General features: G+C 63.2%; 15 protein-coding genes. 9 read left to right on the top strand and 6 right to left on the bottom strand.

Annotated elements, in window-relative coordinates:
- Positions 1–253: 253 nt before the first annotated feature.
- From C8N35_RS15690 to C8N35_RS15680, 3 genes are all read left to right on the top strand, one after another.
- Positions 254–1,546, top strand: a complete 1,293-nt coding sequence (locus C8N35_RS15690) for an adenylosuccinate synthase (RefSeq protein ID WP_107990661.1) — start codon at positions 254–256, stop codon at positions 1,544–1,546.
- A gap of 43 nt (positions 1,547–1,589) precedes the next feature.
- A complete protein-coding gene (locus C8N35_RS15685; RefSeq protein WP_107990660.1) occupies positions 1,590–3,416 on the top strand; it encodes a hypothetical protein in 1,827 nt (608 codons plus the stop codon).
- A 131-nt stretch (positions 3,417–3,547) separates the two neighbouring features.
- Positions 3,548–4,504, top strand: coding sequence for a DMT family transporter (locus tag C8N35_RS15680; protein ID WP_342753509.1), 957 nt, complete (start codon positions 3,548–3,550; stop codon positions 4,502–4,504).
- Positions 4,505–4,634: 130 nt separating this feature from the next.
- Here the strand turns inward: C8N35_RS15680 and serA are convergent, their stop codons facing one another.
- From serA to C8N35_RS15660, 4 genes are all read right to left on the bottom strand, one after another.
- Complete coding sequence (gene serA / locus C8N35_RS15675; protein ID WP_107990659.1) at positions 4,635–6,221, bottom strand: phosphoglycerate dehydrogenase; 1,587 nt, start codon at positions 6,219–6,221, stop codon at positions 4,635–4,637.
- Between the two features lie 12 nt (positions 6,222–6,233).
- Positions 6,234–6,695, bottom strand: coding sequence for a hypothetical protein (locus tag C8N35_RS15670; RefSeq protein WP_146177414.1), 462 nt, complete (start codon positions 6,693–6,695; stop codon positions 6,234–6,236).
- Between the two features lie 179 nt (positions 6,696–6,874).
- On the bottom strand, positions 6,875–7,357 hold the full coding sequence (locus C8N35_RS15665) for a hypothetical protein (RefSeq protein WP_210203553.1): 483 nt from the start codon (positions 7,355–7,357) through the stop codon (positions 6,875–6,877).
- A gap of 3 nt (positions 7,358–7,360) precedes the next feature.
- Positions 7,361–8,536: a phosphoserine transaminase gene (locus tag C8N35_RS15660; protein ID WP_107990657.1), complete on the bottom strand. Its 1,176-nt coding sequence runs from the start codon at positions 8,534–8,536 to the stop codon at positions 7,361–7,363.
- 393 nt (positions 8,537–8,929) lie between these two features.
- Here C8N35_RS15660 and C8N35_RS15655 point away from each other — a divergent pair, with 393 nt between their 5' ends.
- Positions 8,930–9,979, top strand: coding sequence for a ParA family protein (locus C8N35_RS15655; RefSeq protein ID WP_107990656.1), 1,050 nt, complete (start codon positions 8,930–8,932; stop codon positions 9,977–9,979).
- 507 nt (positions 9,980–10,486) lie between these two features.
- Here the strand turns inward: C8N35_RS15655 and C8N35_RS15650 are convergent.
- Positions 10,487–11,881, bottom strand: coding sequence for an MFS transporter (locus tag C8N35_RS15650; protein WP_107990655.1), 1,395 nt, complete (start codon positions 11,879–11,881; stop codon positions 10,487–10,489).
- Between the two features lie 137 nt (positions 11,882–12,018).
- Here C8N35_RS15650 and C8N35_RS15645 point away from each other — a divergent pair, with 137 nt between their 5' ends.
- The 5 genes from C8N35_RS15645 to C8N35_RS15625 all read left to right on the top strand — a co-directional run bounded on the left by C8N35_RS15645 (position 12,019) and on the right by C8N35_RS15625 (position 17,373).
- Positions 12,019–12,954: a LysR family transcriptional regulator gene (locus C8N35_RS15645; protein WP_107990654.1), complete on the top strand. Its 936-nt coding sequence runs from the start codon at positions 12,019–12,021 to the stop codon at positions 12,952–12,954.
- 349 nt (positions 12,955–13,303) lie between these two features.
- Complete coding sequence (locus tag C8N35_RS15640) at positions 13,304–13,897, top strand: acetate uptake transporter (RefSeq protein ID WP_107990653.1); 594 nt, start codon at positions 13,304–13,306, stop codon at positions 13,895–13,897.
- Positions 13,898–14,229: 332 nt separating this feature from the next.
- A complete protein-coding gene (locus C8N35_RS15635; RefSeq protein WP_107990652.1) occupies positions 14,230–15,444 on the top strand; it encodes a COG1470 family protein in 1,215 nt (404 codons plus the stop codon).
- A gap of 23 nt (positions 15,445–15,467) precedes the next feature.
- On the top strand, positions 15,468–16,430 hold the full coding sequence (locus C8N35_RS15630) for an ABC transporter ATP-binding protein (protein WP_245926816.1): 963 nt from the start codon (positions 15,468–15,470) through the stop codon (positions 16,428–16,430).
- Positions 16,420–17,373 (top strand): ABC transporter permease, encoded by a 954-nt coding sequence (locus C8N35_RS15625; protein ID WP_107990650.1) that lies wholly within the window; start codon positions 16,420–16,422, stop codon positions 17,371–17,373. Before C8N35_RS15630 ends, C8N35_RS15625 begins: the two co-directional genes overlap by 11 nt.
- A gap of 90 nt (positions 17,374–17,463) precedes the next feature.
- Here C8N35_RS15625 and C8N35_RS15620 read toward each other — a convergent pair whose 3' ends face one another.
- Positions 17,464–18,195 carry an outer membrane protein gene (locus C8N35_RS15620; protein ID WP_107990649.1) on the bottom strand — a complete coding sequence of 244 codons (732 nt, stop codon included), beginning with the start codon at positions 18,193–18,195 and terminating at the stop codon, positions 17,464–17,466.
- Between the last annotated feature and the right edge of the window lie 287 nt (positions 18,196–18,482).

The raw sequence follows: 18,482 nt of genomic DNA, 5'->3' as shown, positions 1-18,482 counted from the left end.
GTCATCGCCGGGATCGCGCCGGGTGAGGACGATGCAGAGCGCAAAGGCGGGGCGGCTCCCTTTACGGGACTCGTCACGGCCCGACGATGTGTCTATAGTCCGGCCGCTTCGTGCGTGCCGGAGACGGCGCGCCGATTCCGGCCGTGCCCGCGCTACCGGGACCTCGCGCCGGGCCCGCGCACATTACAATGCCGACCGCCTCGACACATCAGGGGCGACACCCGGCGAACCAATCTCAAGGAACAATAAGCCAATGGCCAACGTCGTTGTTGTCGGATCGCAGTGGGGAGACGAAGGCAAGGGCAAGATCGTGGACTGGCTGTCCGAGCAGGCGGACGTCGTCGTCCGCTTCCAGGGCGGACACAATGCCGGTCATACGCTCGTCATCGACGGGGTGAGCTACAAGCTGTCGCTGCTGCCGTCGGGCTGCGTGCGCGAAGGCAAGCTCGGCGTCATCGGCAATGGCGTGGTGCTTGACCCGCATGCGCTGGTCGCCGAGATCGGCCGGCTGGCCGAGCAGGGCGTGACCATCACCCCCGACAATCTGCGCATCGCCGAGAACGTTCCGCTGATCCTGTCGCTGCATCGCGAACTCGACGCCTTGCGCGAATCATCGAACGAAGGCACCCGCATCGGCACCACCAAGCGCGGCATCGGCCCGGCCTACGAGGACAAGGTGGGCCGGCGCGCCATCCGGCTGATGGATCTGGCCAACACCGAGACGCTGCGCGACAAGATCGCCCGCCTCTTGACCCACCACAACGCGCTGCTGCGCGGCTTCGGCAAGGACGAGATCAAGCCGGAGGCGCTGTACGAGGAACTCACCAGCGTCGCCGACAAGGTGCTGCCGTTCATGGACATCGTCTGGCGGCTGCTCGACGAGAAGCGCAAGGAAGGCAAGCGGATCCTGTTCGAGGGCGCGCAGGGCGCGCTGCTCGATATCGATCACGGCACCTATCCGTTTGTGACCTCCTCCAACACGGTCGCAGGGGCGGCCTCGGCCGGTTCGGGCATTGGGCCGGGCGGGCTCGACTATGTGCTGGGCATCACCAAGGCCTACACGACGCGCGTGGGCGAGGGACCGTTCCCGACGGAACTCAACGACGAGATCGGCCAGTTCCTGGGCGAGAAGGGCCGCGAGTTCGGCGTTGTGACCGGGCGCAAGCGGCGTTGCGGCTGGTTCGATGCGGTGCTGGTGAAGCAGACCGTCAGGACCTGCGGCATCAACGGCATCGCGCTGACCAAGCTTGACGTGCTGGACGGGCTGAAGGAGATCAAGATCTGCGTCGGCTACAAGCTCGACGGCAAGGAGATCGACTATCTTCCGGCAAGCCAGGGCGCGCAGGCCCGCGTCGAACCGATCTACGAGACGCTCGACGGATGGGAAGAAACCACGGCGGGCGCACGCAGCTGGGCCGAACTGCCGGCGCAGGCGGTCAAGTATGTCCGTCACGTCGAAGAACTGATCGGCGCTCCGGTGGCGTTGTTGTCGACCTCACCTGAACGGGATGACACAATCCTTGTCCAAAATCCGTTTCAGGATTAACCCTAAACGTCGAAGAATTGTTCAGTCCTTATAAGAGTTGCCAATGGCGGACTATCACGCTGTCTTGAAGCGGGCGATCGATGCACTTCCCGAAAACACGGGAGCGGCGCGTCGGGCGGTCTATCAGCGCGCGCGCCAGGCCATCGTCAATCAGCTCAAGAGCTACGATCCGCCACTGGCGCCTTCCGCCATAACGACCGAACAACTCCACCTCGAGGAAGCGATCCGCAAGGTGGAGGCGGATGCGGCGCGGGCCTCTCTGGGGCTCGGACCTGCACCGCGCGCCGCGCACACCCAGGCACCGTTCCCAACACCGCGCCAGCCCGCCGCCCAGCCGCCTGCGGCGCAACCCGAATCAGAACCGGAAGCGGCGCCCGCTACCGGCCCCGGGGCGGCGCAGACGCAGGATGCAAGGCATCAGGGCGAGCCGCAGCGTCCGTCGGGTCACGCCGCGCCGGTTGCGGCGCAGGAAAAGCCCGCCGCCACGGATGACGGTTCGAAAGCGGGCGCCAAGGCAGCTTCTGGCACAAGTGCGGGTCCGGGCGAGCGCATCGAACCGACGCCGCCCGCGAGCGAAGACATTTTCGACGATCCGGACGACGACGCCGTTTCGGGCGCCGGCGTCCGCCTCGGTTCCGACCACAAGGATGCGAAGAGCGAAGAGGCGCCGGAACCGGCCCGCTTCGAGCCGCTTTCCGGCGTGCGGAAGGATGCTGTCGCGCGTGAGCGGACCGCTGCTCCGAAAGGGTTTTCCAGCTCCGACACCGGGCGGGGCGACACCGCGGCGATACCTGCCGGGGCGCCGCAAGGCCGCACTGCCGTTTCCGATATCGATGCGCTGACGCGTGGTGCCGATACGCCCACCGCGTCCACGTTGCCGCCCTTCGGCGAGCGTGATCTGCGGCCCTCGCGATTGCCGATGATCGGCCTTGTCGTTCTGGTCGCGGTGTTCTTCATCGGGCTGGCGAGCCTCATCTACAACCAGCGCGATTCCATTCTGGCGATGTTCGAGGGATCGGATGCCCCGCAGGTGGCGGAAGGGCCGCAGCCGGCCAGCGGGCCCGCCTCCTCCGATGACGGCAAGGACCCCGCGCGGCTTCTCAACGACGACGGATCGCCGGCCGCGCCCGATGCGCGCGCGGTGACGACGACGCGCGTCGTGCCGCCGAGCGAGGAAGGCGTGACCGTCGCTCCGCAGGGTGGCGAGCCGGAGACGGGTGTGCCGGCGGATGACGCCTCGAGCAGCGATGCGGCCGCGGTTCCCACGCCGGCCCCTGTGCCCGGTCCCACCCAGCAACCCGCTTCCGCATCCCAGGCGACACCCGTCGCCCAGCGCGCCATCCTTTACGAGGAAAGCGCGGATGCAAGCACCGGTGGCTCCGCCGAGCAGGGCCGCGTGCTGTGGTCGACGGCCGAGGAGACGCCCGCCGGCGGGACCAAGGCAGATACGGTCATCAAGGCCGAAATCACCATTCCCGGGCGCGATGTGTCCGTGGAGCTGACGATCCGGCCGAACCAGGACAAGACGCTCCCGGCCAGCCACCTCATCGAGCTGAAGTTCAATCTGCCGCCGAATTTCTCCGGCAAGGGGATTTCCTCGGTGCCGGGCCTGATCATGAAGACCACCGAAGAGGCACGCGGCGATGCGTTGCGCGGGGCCTCGGTGCGGGTTGCGGACGGGTTCTTCTGGGTGGCGCTGTCCTCCATCGATGACGAGCGCGAACGCAACATCGCGCTGTTGCGCGACCGGGGCTGGATCGACATTCCGATCCTGTACGAGACCGGTAAGCGCGCCATCCTGACGCTCGAAAAGGGCTCGCCCGGCGACCGCGTCGTCCAGACCGCGCTGGATGCCTGGGCGAAGAGTTAGGGCCGGGATTGCGCCCGGGATGCGAGGGGTGGGCGCGGTGCAAGCCGCCATGCCCGCCCCGCCGCAAGAAACGTGTGTCGCCCCGCCGCGCGACCCGTTAGATCTGGGGTCCAACGCCACACCGGATCACGATGATGACGCGCCCGCCCGAAATCCCCTCCGCCACGCAGATGTCGCTCGCCAACTGGGCGATGCTGATCGCGCTCTCGATCCTGTGGGGCGGCTCGTTCTTCTTCACCAAGGTCGCGGTCGCCGAGATTTCGCCGATGGCGATCGTCTTCCTGCGCGTCGCACTCGGCGCGCTCGCCCTGCATGCGGTGCTGCGGCTCAAGGGCATCGCCTTTCCCCTCACGATTGCCGGCTTTGCGCCGTTCCTCGTCATGGGGCTCATCAACAACGTCGTGCCCTTCGGCCTGCTGACCTGGGGCCAGACCGAAATCGCCTCCGGCCTCGCGGCGATCCTCAACGCCTTCACGCCGATCTCCACCGTCATCATCCTGCACCTCTTCACCACGAGCGACCGGGCCACGCCGCTGAAGGTCGCGGGCGTCGTTCTCGGCTTCACGGGCGTTGCGGTGATGATCGGGGTGGAGGCGGTCGCCGGCGTCGGCGACCACGTCGTGGCGGAACTCGCCTGTCTGGGCGCCACCGTCTCCTACGGGTTCGCCGCCCTCTACGGCCGCCGCTTCCGCGACACGCCCGCGCTGGTGACGGCGACGGGCCAGCTCACCGGGTCGAGCCTCATCCTCGTCGTCATGATGCTCGCGACCGGCGGCGCCGGCCTCGGGGATAACTGGCCGTCGACCCCGGTGATAACATCAATGCTGGCGCTGGCGCTTCTGTCCACCGCGCTCGCCTACATCCTGTTCTTCCGCATCCTGGCGCAGGCCGGCCCGGCCAATGTCATGCTGGTCACGTTCCTGGTGCCGGTCAGCGCGATCCTGGCCGGCGCTCTGATTCTGGGCGAGGTGCTGGAGCCCCGACACTGGGCCGGCATGGCCCTCATCGCCACCGCCCTCGTCACCATCGACGGACGGATTCCGAGGTGGCTCATGCGTCGACGCGCCGCCGCACGCGGGCGCATTTGAACGTTTTTTGCATTTTCGAGAAATGCGAGACGAATTCGACGAAATTCGACAAAATTCAATGAATCGATGAATGAACGCCAAAAGAGAAAAGGGCGGCAAGGTTATCCTCGCCGCCCTTTTCTCGTTTTCGTCAGAACTTCAGCGGCTTGACCTGCTTGACCAGCGGCAGCGCGACGAGCTGTTCGACCGTTTCCGCCGGCACTTCGCCGTCGACCTCGATCAGCGCGATGGCATCGCCGCCCGGCTCGTTGCGGCCCAGACTGAAGGTCGCGATATTGACCCCGGCATCGCCGAGGATCGATCCGAACTTGCCGATGAAGCCCGGCTTGTCCTCGTTGGTGATATAGAGCATGTGGGGCCCGAGCGCGGCCTCCATGTCGATGCCCTTCACCTGGATGATGCGCGGCGTGCCGTCGGCGAAAATGGTGCCGGCGACCGATCGGCTCTGGCGTTCCGTCAATATTGTCAGGCGGATATAGGTCTCGTAGGCCCCCTGTTGCGAGCGATGGACCTCCTCCACGTGGATGTCGCGTTCGCGCGCGAGCGAGGGCGCGGAGACCATGTTGACCGACTGCAGCAGCGGCGTCAGAACACCGGTCAGGACCGCCGCCGTCAGCGCCTTGGTGTTCATCTCCGCAACGTGGCCCTCGTACTCGATCCGGATGCCCGAAATCGCCGTCTCGGTGAGCTGGCCTGCGAACGATCCGAGCTGCTCGGCAAGCCGCACGAAGGGCGTCAGCTTCGGTGCTTCCTCCGACGAAATCGACGGCATATTCAAGGCGTTGGTGACACCGCCGCTCATCAGGTAATCGGAAATCTGCTCCGCCACCTGCAGCGCCACATTCTCCTGCGCCTCCTGCGTCGCGGCCCCCAGATGCGGCGTGCAGACGAGGTTCGGCGCACCGAACAGCACGTTCTCCTTCGCCGGCTCGTCGACGAACACGTCGAACGCGGCGCCCGCGACGTGACCGCTGTCGAGCGCCGCCCTGAGTGCCGCCTCGTCGACCAGCCCGCCGCGCGCGCAGTTGATGATGTAGACGCCCTTCCTGGCGCGCGAAATCGCCTCTTCCGACAATATGTTACGGGTCTTGTCGGTGAGCGGCGTGTGCAGCGTGATGAAGTCCGCGCGGCGCAGCAGCTCGTCGAGTTCCACCTTCTCGATGCCGAGATCGCGGGCACGTTCCGCCGACAGAAACGGATCGTAGGCGACCACCTTCATCCTGAGCCCGATGGCACGTTCTGCGACGATGGAGCCGATATTGCCGCAGCCGATCAGCCCCAGCGTCTTGGCCGTGATCTCCACGCCCATGAACTTCGACTTCTCCCACTTGCCTCCTTGCGTCGAGGCATCGGCCGCCGGGATCTGCCGGGCGACGGAGAACATCATCGCGATGGCATGTTCGGCCGTGGTGATGGCGTTGCCGAAGGGCGTGTTCATCACGATGATGCCCTTGGCGGTGGCGGCCGGAATGTCGACGTTATCCACGCCGATGCCGGCCCGCCCGATCACCTTCAGCCGGTCGGCGCGCGCAATGATCTTTTCCGTGACCTTGGTCGCGGAACGGATGGCGAGACCATCATACTGACCGATTACCTCGGCCAGTTTTTCCTTGTCCTTGCCGAGATCGGGAAGGAAATCGACATCAAGCCCGCGATCCTTGAAGATCTGCACCGCAGCGGGCGAAAGCTTGTCTGAAATCAGTACCTTGGGAGCCATCGAGAACTTCCTTTAGAACTTGAGAGCAAGATCGACCGCGTACCACGGCGAGAGATTTTCGCTCTCGCTGGCCGGGTCGCCGGTTTCGGCTATTGCAATCTGAACGACCGGTTTTGCAGGGACCGTGGCCTCGTAGGTCGCGCGAAGGTCAAGGCGCTCCGAGTTCGCCTCCACGACGCGGAGCCCATATTGGTCTTCCATCCATTCGGGCGAGCGCATTGCCACGCAGGCGACAGTCCCTTGTCTGGACGAAAACTCTATTGCATCAAGGTATTCGCCCGCCTCCCGGCTCACTTCCCATTCATCCGCGCCGGCCGGTTGCAGGGACAGGGCTATGATGATCCGGTCTCCTGGCGCGCAATCAATCGCGACGGTTTCGAGGGAACACCAGTCAACCCGCATTCCCTCCGGCAATGCCGGATCGCAGCGCTCTAATGTATGGTTGGAGACACCGCAGTCCGGTTCGACCGACAAGCGGATGTCGGCAAACCGGAAGCTCCTGTGAAAGACCGACATAACTGTCAGGCTCCCGCGAAGAGTTGAGCCTTCAGTTGCGTGCGGGCATCATCACGCCAGCGGGATTGCGCAACGGCGAACAGATATTCTCCTGAAATCAGTACCTTGGGAGCCATGATCCACCTCGTTCGGCCGGCTCACGAACGCAGCCAGCCCAGCATGTGGGGATAGGGATCGGTGCCCTCCTCCGCGGCACGATGCGGCTCGACCGTCAGGCCGTAGAGCTGCAACAGGGGAACGCCGATATAATGGCCGGTCGAGAAGTTCTCGGCCAAAGCCTCGGCATCGCCCTTGTACCCGTCAGGGTGGAAGAGGACCTCCAGCGGAATTCCCAGATGGCAAGCGGCCGCATAGGACCATGCGATCGTCGCCATCTCGTCGCCCGGGCTCGGATCCAGGCGCTCCAGCAACCGCTCGGCCGGATCGCTCACCGCGATATGGCCGGCTTCGTGCAGGATGTCGCCGGGATAGAGAAGGCGCGCCTCATCGATGAAAAGCGTGCCGAAACGGATATCGAGACCAGGCAGGAAGGTGGGATCCGGCAGCGCTTCGAAACGCACCGGGATCCCGACCGATCGGACGAACCCGGCGAGCTTGCGGCTCATCGGTTCGCCCGCCACGGATCAGGCCGCCTGTCGAAGAGAGGCGACGGCTTCCGCGAAAGCCCAGTCGAGCCAGGGCGTCAGCGCTTCCAGATCGGACGCCTCCACCGTTGCCCCGCACCAGATGCGAAGCCCCGCCGGCGCATCGCGGTAGGAGCCGATGTCATAGGCGACACCTTCCGCATCGAGCCTTGCGACGATCGCCTTCGCGAACACGCCCTGGTCTTTCTCGTCGAGCGCCGTCACCGCCGGATCGACGATCTTGAGACACACCGAGGTGTTTGAGCGGATGGCCGGATCGGCCGCCAGGAAATCGACCCACGGGGTCTTTTCCACCCAGTCGGCGATGACCTTGGCGTTGGCATCGGCGCGCGCCATCAGCGTTTCCAGCCCGCCAAGCGAAAGGCCCCAGTCGAGCGCATCGAGATAGTCCTCGACGCAGAGCATGGAGGGGGTGTTGATGGTCTCGCCCTTGAAGATGCCCTCGTTGAGCTTGCCCGCCTTGGTCATGCGGAAGATCTTCGGCAGCGGCCAGGAAGGCGTATAGGTTTCAAGGCGTTCCACGGCGCGGGGGCTGAGGATCAGCATGCCGTGCGCGGCCTCGCCGCCCAGCACCTTCTGCCAGGAGAAGGTGACGACATCCAGCTTGGAGAAGTCGAGCTTCTGCGCGAAAGCGGCCGACGTCGCGTCGCAGATCGTCAGGCCCTCGCGGGTATCCGGGATCCAGTCCGCGTTCGGCACGCGCACGCCGGAGGTCGTGCCGTTCCAGGTGAAGACCACGTCGTGGGAGAAATCGACGGCCGAGAGATCCGGCAGCGCGCCGTAGCCGGCTTCGAGCTTGCGGGCATTGTCGAGTTTGAGCTGCTTGATGACGTCCGTCACCCAGCCCGAACCGAAGCTTTCCCAGGCCAGCATGTCGACGGGGCGCGCGCCCAGCAGCGACCACAGCGCCATCTCCACCGCGCCCGTATCTGAGGCGGGAACGATGCCGATGCGATAATCGGCGGGCACTTGCAGGAGGTCGCGGGTCTTGTCGATGGCCTGGGCGAGCTTCGCCTTGCCGATCTTGGCACGATGGGAACGCCCGAGCGGGGCATCCTTGAGGCCATCAAGCGTCCAGCCGGGACGCTTGGCACAGGGGCCGGAAGAAAAATCGGGATTGGCCGGCGAAATGGCCGGCTTTTCAGTCACTGTCATGATGCTACCCTTTCAGATAGGCGCCCTTCGTTGGGGAAGGGTGTCCCACTTACCCGCATATGCGAAAATGCGGAGAAGGGCAAATGACAGATTGTTGCGGGGAATTGGCGCCCCCAAATATCTGTTCGGCTCTTGCCTTCGCTTTATCATTGAAATTATTCAAGGCCTCAATTCCTCCCACCGAATAAAGCTAATGCTTGCCACAGATGTGGTGACTAATTTTCCGATAACACATTGAAAAAACAACTATATAAAGAATGGGAGGCGTAATTTTCAATATCATTTGTCACAGACAACTAGTGAGATAAGATCACATATCGAGATGGGCATATAATGATTTTACTTTCCATATGTTCAATGCTGAAATCCACACAACTTTAGCAGGGGGATATAATGCATTCTTACGCTGTCTGGAACAATAAAGGCGGGACGGGAAAGAGCACCATTGCATTTCACATAGCATCTCGTTTTGCTGAAAAGAACCCTGATAGGAACATATTGTTAATCGATATGTGCCCACAAGCTAATTGTTCAATGCTTCTACTAGGCGGCGGCATAAACGGAGAAAAAAATGTATTAAAGCTCTGTTCTCAAGAAAATCCTAAAAGCGTTGTAGGATATATAAGTGATTCTATTTTAAATAGAAATACACCAAACTTAGAAAATTACAGCATTCAAGCGAATCACTTTAATAAAATGATGCCAGAAAATCTTTTTCTCCTAAGTGGCGATGGAAATTTAGAATTAATGGCCCCCGCCATTAATGACGAGGCTAGCCGAACTCCTTTTCCCGGCCTTACGGACCCTTGGGAGTGGGTTCACAATATATTTCAGCGCTTAGTGAAGAGCTTAGATAAGGATAAATGGACCGTTTTCTTCGATACAAATCCATCTTTTTCAATATACACAGAGCTTGCTATTTGCGGAGCAACTAGACTTCTAGTGCCCGTAAACGCCGACGACTCATCGAGAGTCGCAGTAAAAGCACTATTTGCACTTTTATATGGAACAAATCCTCCTCATTCTTTTTTTGGTGGCTATACTTTTGCTGCGAAAGCTAAACAACGTAAATTAGAACTTCCAAAAGTCCATCTGGCGATTGGGAATAGATTTACTCAATTCAAAGGAGCGGCTGCCGCTTTTGCGGCATTTTCAGATGCGACTGCTGATCAGTTATATGGTGAGTATAAGGCTGATCCCGGAAAATTCACTTCTAAGGAAAATTCTGCGAATAGTCGTGATGAATTTCTCGCTTTTTACGTCGGAGAGTTGAGAGATTTCAATACAGCTGGAGTAGTTGCAGCACATCATGGAACCCCTCTATCTAAAATGAGACAAGACTATTATCCTGTTCACAACGATCCAGATGTAAAAGTTAACAAAAGTCAGCTTAGAGTTGGGTTAAAGGCGGTTGATTCTGTTGTTTCGAAAATAGAGCCTTGATCTTTAATCTCATTCAACCCGATATCCAGTCGTTTTAGAGATCAAGGACAATCGCATCGCCACCGAAGCGGCGCGTATTATCGAATCGTCGGATCTCGTCATTGCCGGCTCCGACCGGCAATCCATTCCGTGATATCGCCATGCGGGAAGTGGCTGATCTGGCACCTCAATCGCCCTGCATTCTTCGCCGAAGCATCACGGAATGGATCCCGGCTCGCAGGCCGGGATGACATCGTGTGTGGATTGGGCATTCGGGATGCAGGATCAGAGCACGCAACTGGCCTCAATTCACCCTTCCCCTCAATCCCCACAGCATCATCGGATGAGCGATGCGGCACGTAGTGACGCTTCGCAGAGCCGGGATCCGCTTGCGGAGCCTGCCGCGCGAGGTCCCAGGTCTGCACAGCAGCACTGGCGTGCTGCGGTGCGCCCGGGATGACACTTGAGAGATCAAAGCAAGCGGCTGGTCGGCATTGCCGCCGCTCCCTCTCCACCCTTCTTCCGCCCCTACTCCGCCCGCACCCGCAGCGCACTCACACCGCCCGCGAGTGCGGCGAGCACGGCACCCACGCCCAACCCCATGTGCGGCGCGACTTCGGCCGGTGTCAGCGTGAACAGCACCGTCATGATCAACCCGCCCGCCGTCTGGCCGACAAGCCGTGCCGTGCCCTGCATGCCGCCGGCCGCGCCCGCGCGCTCCGGCTCCACCGAAACCAGCATGTTGCGGTTGTTTGGAACCTGAAAGAGGCCGAAGCCCAGGCCGCAGAGCATTGTCATCGCCACCAGCGGAAGCGGGCTGCCACCGAGAGGCCACAGCGCCGAGAGCGCGAGGCCGGCGGCAAGCGTCGCGCCGCCCACCGCGCACAGGATGCCGCCGTGTATACGGTCCGACAGCCGGCCGGAGATCGGCCCGGCGAACGCCACCACCAGCGGCCAGGGCGTCATGCAGATGCCGGTCAGCAGCGCGGAAAGACCAAGCCCGTGCTGGAAGATGAAGGGCAGCGCCACGTAGCTCGACATCTGGGCGGAGAAACAGCACACCGACGCGATCACCGAGAGACGGAACGAGCGCCGGCGCAAGAGATCGAGCGGGATGAGCGGGGCCCGACGCGGGGCTTCGCGCCGCACAAGCGCAATGAAGCTCGCGGCCGCGACCGCAAGCAGCGGCACTCCGGTTTCCGGCCGGCCGATCACCGCATCCGCGCCCAGCACCAGACAGCCGAAGCCCGCCGCGTTCAGCACCACGCTGAGACCGTCAAGCCCGCGCCCGCTGCCCGAAGGTGCGGGCAGAAAACGGGCCGCCACCAGCACCAGAATGCCGATCGGCACGTTGACGGCAAAAATCCACGGCCAGCTTGCGACAGAGAGGATCGCCGCACCGATGGTCGGGCCGATGGCGGCGGCCAGCGCGATGACCAGCGCGTTCCAGCCGATCACCCGCCCCATCATCTCACGCGGAAAGACATGGCGCAGCAGCGCGACCGCCAGCGCCATCAGCGGAGCCGCACCCAGCCCCTGCACGAAGCGGGCAACGACGAGCCACATCAGCGACGGCGCCAGCGCGCACAGCACCGAGGCGCCGGTAAAGACCACGATGCCGGCCAGGAAAACCCGCCGGTAGCCGAGGCTTTCGCCCAGCGCCGCGCCCGGCAGCAACCCCATCACCAGCGCAAGCTGATAGGCCGTGACGACCCACACGGTGGCAGCGGCGGACACCTGCAGATCGGTATGGATGGTCGGCAGCGCCACATTGGCGATCGCACCGTCAAGCACGACCAGCACGAGCGTCGCCATGACGGCAAGCGTCGCGAAAAGCCGGCGGGGCATGGGCAAGCCGGCCATTTCGGGGGCGGCGGAAGACGTTTCGGCGGGCATTTCTGCGGATTGGGAAATCGAGGACATTTCGGCTCCGTGCGGACTGTGCCGGATAAAATATCCATTCGCCGCCATTGCAGAAGACGCGTGCATTGCATTGAATAGCTGCACGGAGCGCCATGTCATGGACCGGCGACGAGGCGTCAGGAGCGTAAACCCAGGCGATGACCAATCCCGATCTCAACCTGCTGAGGGCGCTGGACGCGCTGCTGGCGGAGGCAAGCGTGGCGGGGGCCGCGCGCCGGCTGGGGCTCAGCGCATCGGCCATGAGCCGCACGCTCGCCCGCCTGCGCGAGACGACGGGCGATCCGCTGCTGGTGCGCGCGGGCCGCTCCATGGTGCTGACGCCGCATGCCGCCGCGCTGCGCGAACGCGTGCCCCATGTGGCGGGCGAGGCCGACGCGCTTCTCGGCCGCGCCGATGTCTCGCTGGATCTGGCAAGGCTGGAGCGCACCTTCACCATCCGCGCCAACGATGCCTTCGTCATCGCCTACGCGGCGAAGCTGCACGCGGCGGTGCGCCGCGAGGCGCCGGGCATCCTGCTGCGCTTTGCCCCCAAGCCGGACAAAAACCCGCGCCCCTTGCGCGAGGCGGTAATCGATCTGGAAATCGGCGTACTGGGGGAAAGCGTGCCGGAACTGAAGGTCCAGACGCTTTTCCGCGATCACTATGTCGGCGCGGTGCGCTCGGGCCACCCGCTGCTGGAAGGCCCACTGACACCGCAGCGCTATGCGGCGGCCGACCATGTGCTTTCGTCGCGGCGCAACGGGCTCGTCGGGCCCATCGATACGGCACTGGCGGCACTCGGCCTTGTGCGGCGTTGCACGCTGACGGTGCCGAGCTTTACCACCGCACTGGCGGTCGCAGCCGAGAGCGATCTGGTGGCGCTGGTGACCCATTCGCTCGCCCCGACCGTGACCGACCCCGGCGCGCCGGCGCTGCAGTTCTTCGAGTTGCCGTTCCCGACGGAGCCGGTCGTGATCTCGCAGATCTGGCATCCGCGCCTCGACAACGACCCCGCCCACCGCTGGCTGCGCACCCTCATCCGCACCTGCTGCCGCCCCCGCGACGAGATGGAGGCAGACGGACGGGACAGGTGAACGGCGGCTGACACGGCCGTCCAGCCTCACGGTTCCGCCGAAGTCACCCGACCTCGCACCTCGTTCTTTCAGTTTCCCGATTTCCGCTGGCGGCGAAATTCATTCGAATTACCAAGCGTTTTCTCTATCGATAAACAATGTCTATCGGGTCATTTCTGGACCTGCGACATTCTATAGCTTGCACCTTAAGTCTATCCCCGACAGAGTTATCCTACTGGGTCACGGTCGGCAAGTAACGTGAGCCTGTGGGGAGGACATTCGAGGCGTGATCTCCTCGGAAATCCACTCCACGCGGTATGCAAGCAGATACGCGCCAGACAAGCGAACGGCGCAGAGTGGATTTTAAGTCATGGAAAGAAAACTAGCCAATCCGGCGCCGCTCGGACTGACGGGCTTTGCCTTGACGACCTGGATGCTGAGCTTGGTGAATGCCGGCTTCTTCACCGGTTCCAGCGTGCCGCTGGTGCTGGCCTCCGCCTTCGCCTTCGGCGGCACGGCGCAATTCGCCGCCGGTTTGATGGAAATGCCGCGCGGCAACACGTTCGGATGCGTCGCCTTCTGCTCCTACGGCGCCTTCTGGTGGACCTTCGCGCTGTTCGTACACTTCTTTTCCGCCGGCGTTTCCGGGGAATTCGTTGCCTGGTGGCTGCTGATGTGGGGCGTCTTCACGTTCTTCATGTGGGTCGGCAGCCTCGCACTGCCCCGCGCCCTGCAGATGGTCTTCCTGGCGCTGTGGATCACCTTCGCGCTGCTGGCGGCCGGCGACTTCACGGGTATGGAAGCGATCAGGCATGCCGGCGGCTATGTCGGCCTGGTGACCGCCATCCTCGCCTTCTATCTGGCGGCAGCCGAAGTCATCAACGAGACCCACGGCCACGAGGTCCTGCCGGTCGGCGCGCCGAAGCACGCCATCGGCCACGGCGCGCCCCAGCCAGCGGAGTGAGGCTCCGCGGCACGCGCTGAAATCGGATGAACGAGACGACGGCCTGCGCGCGGGGTAATGCCCCCGGGCGCAGGCTTTTTTTCATCTCGCGCAGCAGCCATAACGAAGGATGGGCCCGGTCAGGACAGGTCGCACCAGCCCCCCCGGCCACGCCCGCCTGAATACGCAACGCCGGAAAGCAATAGCGCACATTACCGCATTGTAATTTTTTCAACACGATTTCGCCCAGTTTCCGTCACGAAATTTCACGCGTCCAATACCTGCCCCCAACGCCGCCATTGCGACGCGAAGGGGCCCGCTTTCTACGGATAGACAAAGCAGGAGACCAGACCATGTCGCTTGGACGCGCATGGCTGTCGGCATTCGCCGCAGCATCCCTCATCACCATTCTTCCAGCTTCCGCCGAAACCATGATGATGGGCCAGGATCAGGCCCAACCGGTGCGCGGGCTGTGGCTCACCACGCCCTTCCCCGAACGAACGGTGGACTTCGGCGATACCGTCAAGCTCGATATTTCGCTCAAGAACAAGGCCATGCCGCCCGAGCGCGTGGAGCTGGCGCTCGACGGTCTTCCCGAAGGCTGGACATCCGAGATCGACGGCAGCGGATCGAAGGTTTCCGCCGCCATTGTCGGCACGGACGACACCGAGACGCTCCATCTGATCCTCACACCGCCCAAAGACAGCCCCAAGAGCGCCGGCACCTTCGCTTTCAACGTACGCGGCACGGTGGAAAATGCGACCCCAGGCGCACCCAGCAAGCTGGACCTGCCGATCAAGCTCACCATGGCTGAAGCCAGGCCCGCCAAACTGACGCTTGATCCCAAGCTCCCCTCCTTGCGCGGCACGGCGAAATCCTCCTTCGATTTCGAGCTGAAGCTCAAGAACGACAGCCCGAAGGACACGGTGGTGAACCTCGCCTCCAAGGCGCCCGACGGCTTCCAGGTGGCCTTCACCGAAGGCTACGGCAGCCAGGAGATCACCTCGCTTCCCGTCAAGGCCAACGAGACCAAGACCATCAAGGCGAAGGTGAAGGCACCGCAGAATGTCGCCGCCGGCACCTATGACGTCGCCATCGGCGCGCAAAGCGACAGCATAACGGCCGCCGCCCCGCTGCACCTCCAGATCACCGGCCAGCCGAAGATCGCGCTGATGGGTCCAGGTGGACTTCTGTCGGGCACCGCGACGGCGGGCGAGGAACGCGACTTCACCTTCACCGTGGCCAATACCGGATCCGACACCGCCCGCGACGTGACCCTGACCGCCCGCGCGCCCTCGGGCTGGAAGGCGGAGATGGAGCCCAAGACGCTCGGCGAGCTGGCACCCGACGCCAAGCAGGAGATTTCGCTGCACCTGACGCCGGCCAAGAACGCTGTCGCCGGCGACTACATGACGAGCGTGCGCGCGTCGGGCTCCGGCGTGTCGAATTCGGCCGATTTCCGCGTGACCGTCGCCACCTCCACGCTGTGGGGCGCGACCGGGCTCGGCGTCATCGCCGCCGCCCTTCTGGTCATGGCCGTCGGCGTGCGCCGGTATGGCCGCAGATGAGCGGCGCGGCAAAGGGAGATCCCGTGATCGAGGTTCGGGATCTCGTCAAGCGCTACGGCGGCGTGGAGGCCGTCGCGGGGCTTGATCTCACCGTCAACAAGGGCGAGGTGTTCGGGCTTCTCGGTCCGAACGGCTCCGGCAAGACCACGATGATCCTGATCCTGCTGGGCCTCACCGAGCCGAGCGAGGGCGAGGTGCGCGTCACCGGGCTCGACCCGTTGCGCCAGCCGCTGGCGGTCAAGCGCGCCGTCGGCTACCTGCCCGACAGTGTCGGCTTCTACGATACCATGACGGCGCGCGAGAACCTGCGCTACACGGCAAGGCTTGCAGGGCTCGACACCGCTGAGGCCGATGCGCGCATCGACAATGCGCTCGAACGGGTCCGGCTGTCGGATGTCGCGGAAAAGAACGTCGCCGGCTTTTCGCACGGCATGCGCCAGCGGCTCGGCGTGGCGGAGGTTCTGGTGAAGGATTGCCCCATCGCCATTCTGGATGAGCCGACCAACGGGCTCGACCCGCAATCGACCACCGAACTGCTCGATCTCATTCGCCGGCTTCGCGACGATGGCCGCACGGTGCTGCTGTCCTCGCACCTGTTGTCGCTGGTCCAGTCCATCTGCGACCGGGTGGCGCTGATCAACCACGGGCGGATCGGACTAACCGGATCCGTCGACGAACTGCGCTCCAGGGTGCTGGGCGGCTCCTACACGATCGAGGTGGAAGCCGAGAACGTCGACATCAAGACGGCAACGGCCGCCATTCCCGGTGTCGCAGGGTTTGCGGATCTCACACCCGGTCACGTGCGCATCCGCGCGACCGCCGACATCCGCGCGGACGTGGCCCGACACATCGTGGAGCGCGGCGGCCGGCTGACGCGTATCGCAATGCACCAGCCGAGCCTCGATGACGTCTACCAGCGCTATTTCGAGGACCAACGCACTGTCGAGGGCCAACGCGCTTTCAAGGGGGCGAGCCATGCAGCGTGAAGGATCGCCCTGGACGGGCTTGTGGGCAGTGGCCGCCAAGGAGGCGGCCGACCATCTCACCAGCGCCAGAATGAAGATCGTGCTGGGCCTCGTCATCCTGACCGCCATCGGCGCGGCCTACGGTTCGGCGGGACAGCTGAAGGAAACGGTCGGCTCCGATCCGTTCCTGTTCCTGCGCCTCTTCACCACGGCGCGCGAACCGCTACCCTCGTTCGCCGGCTTTCTGGGCTTTCTGCTGCCGCTTGTCGCCATCACCCTGGCGTTCGACGCGATCAACGGGGAATACCAGCGTCGCACCATGAGCCGGGTGCTCTCGCAGCCGATCTACCGCGATGCGCTGCTCGCCGGCAAGTTCCTGGGCGGCCTCGTTGTGCTCACCATCTGCGTGATCACGCTGTGGCTGCTGGTGACCGGCGTCGGCATCCTGTCGCTGGGCCTGCCGCCATCGGGTGAGGAAGTGGCGCGCGGCATCGCCTTCCTGGTCGTCTCCGTCGCCTATTCGGCGATCTGGCTCGGCATCGCGCTGCTGTTTTCCACCTGGTTCCGCTCCACCGCAACGGCGGCACTCGCCGCCCTTGCGCTGTGGCTGCTGTTCACGGTGTTCTGGCAGATGCTGGCGCCGCTGGTGGCCGGTGCGCTCGCGCCCGTTGATCCACTCGACCCGATGACGGCGCTCACCCAGTACAACCTTCAGCACGACCTGATGCGGATCTCGCCGACGACTCTCTACGGCGAGATGCTGACGGGCATCCTGCACCCTTCCACCCGGGCGCTGGGCCTCTTGTTCCGCAGCCAGATGGAGGGCGCGCTCATGGGCGCACCCCTGCCGCTCGACCAGAGCCTCCTGATCATCTGGCCGGACTTTTCCGGCCTTGTGGCGGGCATCGTGCTGGTCTTCACGCTGGCCTATGTCTCCTTCCAGCGTCAGGAGGTGCGGGCCTGAGCGAAGGCCGGTCCGTACCGAACGAGAACGGGCCGGGAAGTCACCTTCCCGGCCCGTTCCATGTCTGACCCTAAGCCCCGTTCGAGGCAATCAGTTGAAGTTGTAGCGCAGACCCAGGCGCAGCTCGTGAGCGTAGATGTCGTCGTATTCGATACGGCTCTGGGTGCCGGAGATGCGCCCGCTCTTGGCCTTGCCGAGCGAACGGAACTGATAGCCCGCGTCGATCATCATGTTCGGCGAGATCTCGTAGGAGGCACCGGCCATCAGCGCCCAGGCCAGGTTCCACCGGCCGTGGCTGTCGTAAGAGACCGGAACGCCGGTAGCCGTGTGCCCGCGGACACCCGATGCCGACACGTAGGACGTACCGATACCCGCGCCGACATAGGGCGTGAAGCCCTGCCATGTGCCCAGATCGGCATAGGCGTTGACCATGAACGTCCAGGCGTCGATATCGGCGGTCTCGACCGAATAGCCGATCGCACCACAGCCACCGCACGGCGCATGGCCGTCGAAGCCCGACTTGAACTCGTAATCCGCGGTCACGTCGGCCCGGAACCAGTCGTTGAAGTAATAGCCGATACCGCCGCCAACAAGAGCCGTGTTGTCCATGCCCTCATTGGAGAAGTCGCCGATATTGTTGTAGGTCGTGCGCGCCGACGGGTCGGCATAGATCTTGAAGCCGATATCGCCGCGCAGGTACCAGCCGCCCTGCGGCGCGACATAGGGTTCGGGAATGTACTCAGGCAGATCTGCAGCGCTTGCGACCGACGGAAGTGCGAGCGCAAAGCTGGCTACGATGAAAAGTTTCCTCAGGCTGCTCATCTCGCACCCCATCCTTTATGTTGCCCGACACGATCGTGAAAAGGCATTCAAACTCATACGCGATGGGCCGAATGATGCAGGAGCAAAGTTTAAAGGGGGATTAACCCTAACAAGAATGGATAACAAAAAGAGTTATCCATTCATTTACATTAACTTTATTTATTAATTATTTGTTAGTATTACTTAACGGACGACTTGCAAGGGGCAAATGGCACGAAACCCTACAGGAAGCCTACTGCTGCCGGATATCCACGCAGATCAGCACAAATACTTGGTAGTCCGAATAT

The organism is Breoghania corrubedonensis (assembly GCF_003053845.1).
GTDB classification, from domain to species: domain Bacteria; phylum Pseudomonadota; class Alphaproteobacteria; order Rhizobiales; family Stappiaceae; genus Breoghania; species Breoghania corrubedonensis.
This window is presented reverse-complemented; position numbering and strand designations above follow the sequence as displayed.